Source organism: uncultured Brachyspira sp. (assembly GCF_944388875.1).
GTDB lineage: Bacteria > Spirochaetota > Brachyspiria > Brachyspirales > Brachyspiraceae > Brachyspira.
Window position 1 is genome coordinate 1 of record NZ_CALXKQ010000046.1, and the last position, 5,350, is coordinate 5,350.

Annotated in this window: 4 protein-coding genes; 1 reads left to right on the forward strand and 3 read right to left on the reverse strand. The window is 24.6% G+C overall.

Annotated features, from left to right (window positions below; all coding sequences use genetic code 11):
- A partial coding sequence (locus Q0J69_RS14080) for a PD-(D/E)XK nuclease family transposase (RefSeq protein WP_297208282.1) occupies positions 1-272 on the reverse strand: 272 nt, incomplete at its 3' end.
- 491 nt (positions 273-763) lie between these two features.
- Between Q0J69_RS14080 and Q0J69_RS14085 the strand changes: the two genes are divergently transcribed.
- Positions 764-1,234, forward strand: a complete 471-nt coding sequence (locus Q0J69_RS14085; protein ID WP_297208557.1) for a hypothetical protein — start codon at positions 764-766, stop codon at positions 1,232-1,234.
- A gap of 1,264 nt (positions 1,235-2,498) precedes the next feature.
- Here the strand turns inward: Q0J69_RS14085 and rsgA are convergent.
- Both rsgA and Q0J69_RS14095 read right to left on the reverse strand, forming a co-directional pair.
- Complete coding sequence (gene rsgA, locus Q0J69_RS14090) at positions 2,499-3,590, reverse strand: ribosome small subunit-dependent GTPase A (protein ID WP_297208558.1); 1,092 nt, start codon at positions 3,588-3,590, stop codon at positions 2,499-2,501.
- 452 nt (positions 3,591-4,042) lie between these two features.
- A partial coding sequence (locus Q0J69_RS14095; RefSeq protein WP_297208559.1) for a hypothetical protein occupies positions 4,043-5,350 on the reverse strand: 1,308 nt, incomplete at its 5' end.

Consider the following 5,350-nt stretch of genomic DNA (forward strand, 5'->3'; position numbering starts at 1 on the left):
ATTCTTTTTACAAAATTATTATTTCCTACAAGCTGTATTTCAATAATTATTTTTTTGCCGTCTTTTGTTTTTGCTTTAACATCAAGGATTGACTCTTTTAAATTTTCATTTTCAGGCAGATTATAAGGATTAATAATTTCAAGATTGCTTACTGATTCAAAACCAGCATTATTTAAAACAGCATTAACAATATTTTCCAATATATCCTCATCGCCTTCTTTGCCGATTAGATACCGCATAAATAAATCATTAAGTCTGTTAATCTCTTTCATACTTGAATTATAACAGAAGAACATAAATTGTCAAAATAAATTTATCTTATATATATGTTTTGAATATTGAAGTAAAAAAATTAAAAAAATAATAAAAAATGTAAAGAAAATATTGACATAAAATATAAAAAAGCCTATCATAAAGGCATGAAAAACTTATTAATAAACACTATTCATATAGCTGAAACTCAGCACTCAGCACTCAGCACTCAGCACTCAGCACTCAGCACTCTAACTATTCTTTAAACAATAAAAAATATTCTAATCACAAAAATAAGCCTAACATAATACTAACTATAATAACTCTGCAATCTCTTTTTGTGTTGCAGAAATTAATTAATTTATTAAGTAAAATATATTCTAAAACATTAAATAATTTTTCAATAAATAAACTTAACATAATATTGGAACACTCTTATTCCATTCACTCAGAAATAAGCATTAGAAATAATGTTTATAATAAAAAAAATTTATTAAAAGGAGTTCAACTTATGAACAAAAAGATTTTATCTATTTTCGTAATGGTAATGGCTTTATCATTGCTAGGCGTAAGCTGTAACAAAAAAACTACAGATCCAACTAATGACGGAGGAAGTACTGCAACTACTACTTTAACAGTTTCTCAAATAAATGAGAAGATAAAAGCATTATCTACAGTGAAACTAGATGCTAATGGAGTAAATGCTGATGCTAGTAATAACGCTATCTCATTTGATTTTGCGAGTGTTGCTGGTGAAACAACAACGTTTGACATTCAGGGTGTAGCAGTTACTACTGCAGCATCTGTATCAGCTCAAAGCTTACTAACTTACTTACAGCAAAATCTTACAGGTTTATCTGTTACTGCAAAAGATGATAATGTTCCAAGTGGTAGCGAAGAAGATTTAGTTGTGGAAGTAAAATCAGGAAATAATACTGTAACACTTAATATTAAAACTGTAGCAAGTACTAATTGGCTATAATTTGTATTCAATATAGTTTTTACGTTTGTAGAGTATATAGGGGTAGGTGTTACTCCTCCTCTATATACCCGTTACCCTGACACATTATAACATAAAAACTAATTTATAGCTTATAATACTTACAGATATGCCAATATATTTACTCAAGCCTTCATAATATACTAATGGGTTTGATTGAATAATATAATACTGTGCCCCCTTTGCTTGTTTCTCAGGTGAAGGGGTTTTTTTATAATTATTCTACGCACGGTAAACTTAGCTCTATACATAAATAAAATTCTAATAATCAATTCATTCATAATCACAGATCAATTAAGCGTGTGGTGAGTTGATAATAAATTAAAAAATGCTTGTGGGGCAGTGCTATGACTATTTTTAACCAAAAATAAAAATAACACATAAATTACAGATTAAGGCAGAAAATATAAAGGGTGGGAAAATTAAAATAAGTTTTAAAATCTTATAACATACCCCGCTCTTATAAATTTTTTGCTTCTATTAAAAATCGTATTCTAATCAATTTTACTGCCTAATTACAAAGCACACCCTCCTTGCTTTTATTAAATTTGGAATTTTCATTAACGCACGCTGAAGCAAATTTTTAATATAAATAGATTTGAATTGCAAATAATTATATATTTTTAACTTTATTCTGCATGCGTGGAGTTAGCAATAAATTTAAAAAATACTTGGGTGGGAAATGCTATGACTATTTTTAACCAAAAATAAAAATAACACATAAATTACAGATTAAGGCAGAAAATATAAAGGGTGGGAAAACTAAAATAAGTTTTAAAATCTTATAACATACCCCGCTCTTATAAATTTTTTTGCTTCTATTAAAAATCGTATTCTAATCAATTTTACTGCCTAATTACAAAGCACACCCTCCTTAGCTTTTATTAAATTTGGAATTTTCATTAACGCACGCTGAAGCAAATTTTTAATATAAAATAAATTTGAATTGCAAATAATTATATATTTTTAACTTTATTCTGCATGCGGTGAGTTGACTATAAATTAAAAAAACGCTTTGGGGGGTAGTGCTTTAACTATTTTAAACTAAGAAGAAAAATAATACAGAAATAATATATTAAAGCAGAAAATATAAAGGGTGGGAAAATGAAAATAAATTTAAAAAATTCTAGTGCTGGTATTAAAATAATACAGAAAAGACAAATTAGATTGAAAATATAAATGGCATACCAACTATAATAAATTCTTAATCTTAAACTTTATCACTAAATATAATATAACTTAATCTTTATTTCTTATTTTTAGAATTAATATTTTTATGCCTAGTAATTTTTTTTAATGCCATTTTTCTATCTTTTTTTATTTCTATAGAAGATTTTTGTAATTCTCTGTTTTCATTAAGAAGTGTTATATAAGCATCATATCTCTCGTAAGGTATTTCATCATTTTCAAGAAGTTCTAATATATAGCAGTCTGGCTCATGCTGATGAGTACAGTCTTTAAACTTGCATTTTTTAGCATATTCTTCCAAGTCTTCAAAAGTTTTCTTTATACCTTTATCATCTTCCCATAAACCTAAATTCCTTAATCCCGGTGTATCTATTACTACTCCGCCACTGTCTAATACTAAAAGCTCTCTATGAGTTGTCGTGTGCATTCCTTTAAAATCGTACTCTCTTACTTCCTGAGTTTTCATCTTCTCATCTTTTAATAGATAATTAATAATAGTAGATTTTCCTGCCCCAGAAGCTCCTATGAATACTGATGATGTATCTTTTTTAATGTATTTCAAAAATGTATCTGCATTTTTACCAGTTTTTGAACTATAAGCAAAAGCTGTTTCATTAGGATAAGTTTCTTTTATAAGTGCTAATAATTCTTTATATTCTTCCTCTTCATACAAATCAATTTTACTTATAGCTATTATAGGCTTTATATTAGAAGTATGAACTACCGACAAATATCTTGCTACAGCAGACATTGGCATTTCATTATCGATACCTACTATAATAAACGCATAATCAATATTACTAACTATAGCCTGAATATCATTTTTTTTAATATTTGCCTTTCTATATAAAATATTTTTTCTAGTAAGAATAGTATCAATAAATGCATTATTATCTGACTTTTTCATAAGCACCCAATCACCTACAACTGGAAGCTCACTCTGTATTTCAGAATTATACCTAATCTTCCCTTTAATTCTAGCTAAAAACTCACCTTCATCAGAAAACAATGTATAATATCTTTTATTAATTCTTATTACCCTTGCAGGTACAAGTTCCTCATTATTAATTTCTTCCAAAGAATTAATTTTCAAACTATTTAATACCAACTTTTCAAAATATCCATCAAAACCTATATCTTTTATTTTCAATATTAGTAACCCCATAATAAAATATCATAACAATATAATACTAAAATAAAAAATATTTGTCAATTTAATTATTTGAGGCAATAGAATTAGTTTCTAAATCCTTATTAATTTCTTCTATGTATAGTAATATTTAATAAGCTATTATTACAACTTTTTTAATGTAACACAAATTTCTGAGAAAATCATATTCATCGTAATTAATAAGGCAATGTATAAAGTCTATAATAGTACTCAGCATATACTATATATACTATAACCATAATCTTTTTTCTCTATTATAGTAGATTCTTTCATACCTATTTTAGGATATAAATTAACACTAGAAATTATAATTAATAATACAACTATTTTTTCATATTAAAAATCTTATATAAATTAAAATACTGCTATTATTAATTGTATCAATCAAATATTTATTATATGTTAAAACTTATAAATTAATATTCTAATTTTTATCTAAAAAAATTAGAATAATAATTTCTTATATCCCTATACTCCAATAATTCAAAAATTACTATATCAGGTTTCATATCTACTATTAATTGGTTGCTTATAATATTAAAATATGCATAATATGATTCATTAAAATATCTACTAGAATACAAAGATAGAAGATGTCCAAATGAATCTCCAATAACCAAAATTTTTCTACTATCATCAGAATTTGAATTATATCCATATAAAAGACCACCATTTAGTATTATATTAACATCCAAATATTTGGAAGTAAAACCAGATATAGAATATCCTTTATCATCTTTTATATATTTATCTAAAGCTAACATAGATAATGAAGATTTGTCATAAAAATAATTGGTATTTATTTGAACTCTATCAATTAAAAGTAAATTTCCTTTACCTATTTTTTTTAATAATACATTATTGGCAATAAAGGCACCTATATTATTCCAATGTAAATCATATTTATTATATAATTGATACTTATTCTTATATTTAAGAAGATCATTTTTAGGGTAAACAATTTTTATTCCATTGTTACTTAAATATTTCACCAATAAATCTGTTCTAGTAAATTTGCCTTTTAATATATAATTAGGCATATAGTCGTAATATATCTCTTTTTGTTCAGGTGCAATAAAAACATAAAAATCTGATCCATTATTTGATAAACAACTTTGAACATCTAAAAGATTTTCTTTTATCATTTTAAGCTCAGAATCATCATATAATTCCATTCCCATATAAAATTTTAATATATCTATATTTTCAAATTCTATATTTTTACTTTTATAAAAAAACCATCCTTCTTTTCCCAATAAAACTCTATCTGATACTAAGTTTCTAAATATATAAATATCTATTAAATTTTTAATTTGTATCATTTCATTTTTAAAGGGTAAATAATCATTAAAATATGCTTCATACTCTTGAGGATAGTCAATAAAGCTAGAGTTAATATCTGGATATTTGGAAAAATTCCTATTCTCATAATTCTTATGATCAAAAGACTCATAAAAACTAATATATACTATTCTAGGCAATATTAAAAAACACAAAAATAAAATAATAATATAAAGATATCTTTTATTCATACCTATAAAATATTTTAAATATATCTTTTCAATATTTGAAATTAATAATAAAGCTACTAATATAAAAAATATAATTGAATAATTAAAAATTTTAGGCTTTATTTTGAGAGTATATTTAATATTATCTATATTATTTTCTGTTATTTCTTTAGAACTAATTAAAGTACCAAATGGAGTTCCTAAATTATCATTCATTTTTATTTCTTT

What these genes read in the sequence shown, in the direction of transcription:
- Q0J69_RS14085 (WP_297208557.1), top strand. Translation starts at nt 764, where the DNA reads ATGAACAAAAAGATTTTATCTATTTTCGTAATGGTAATGGCTTTATCA.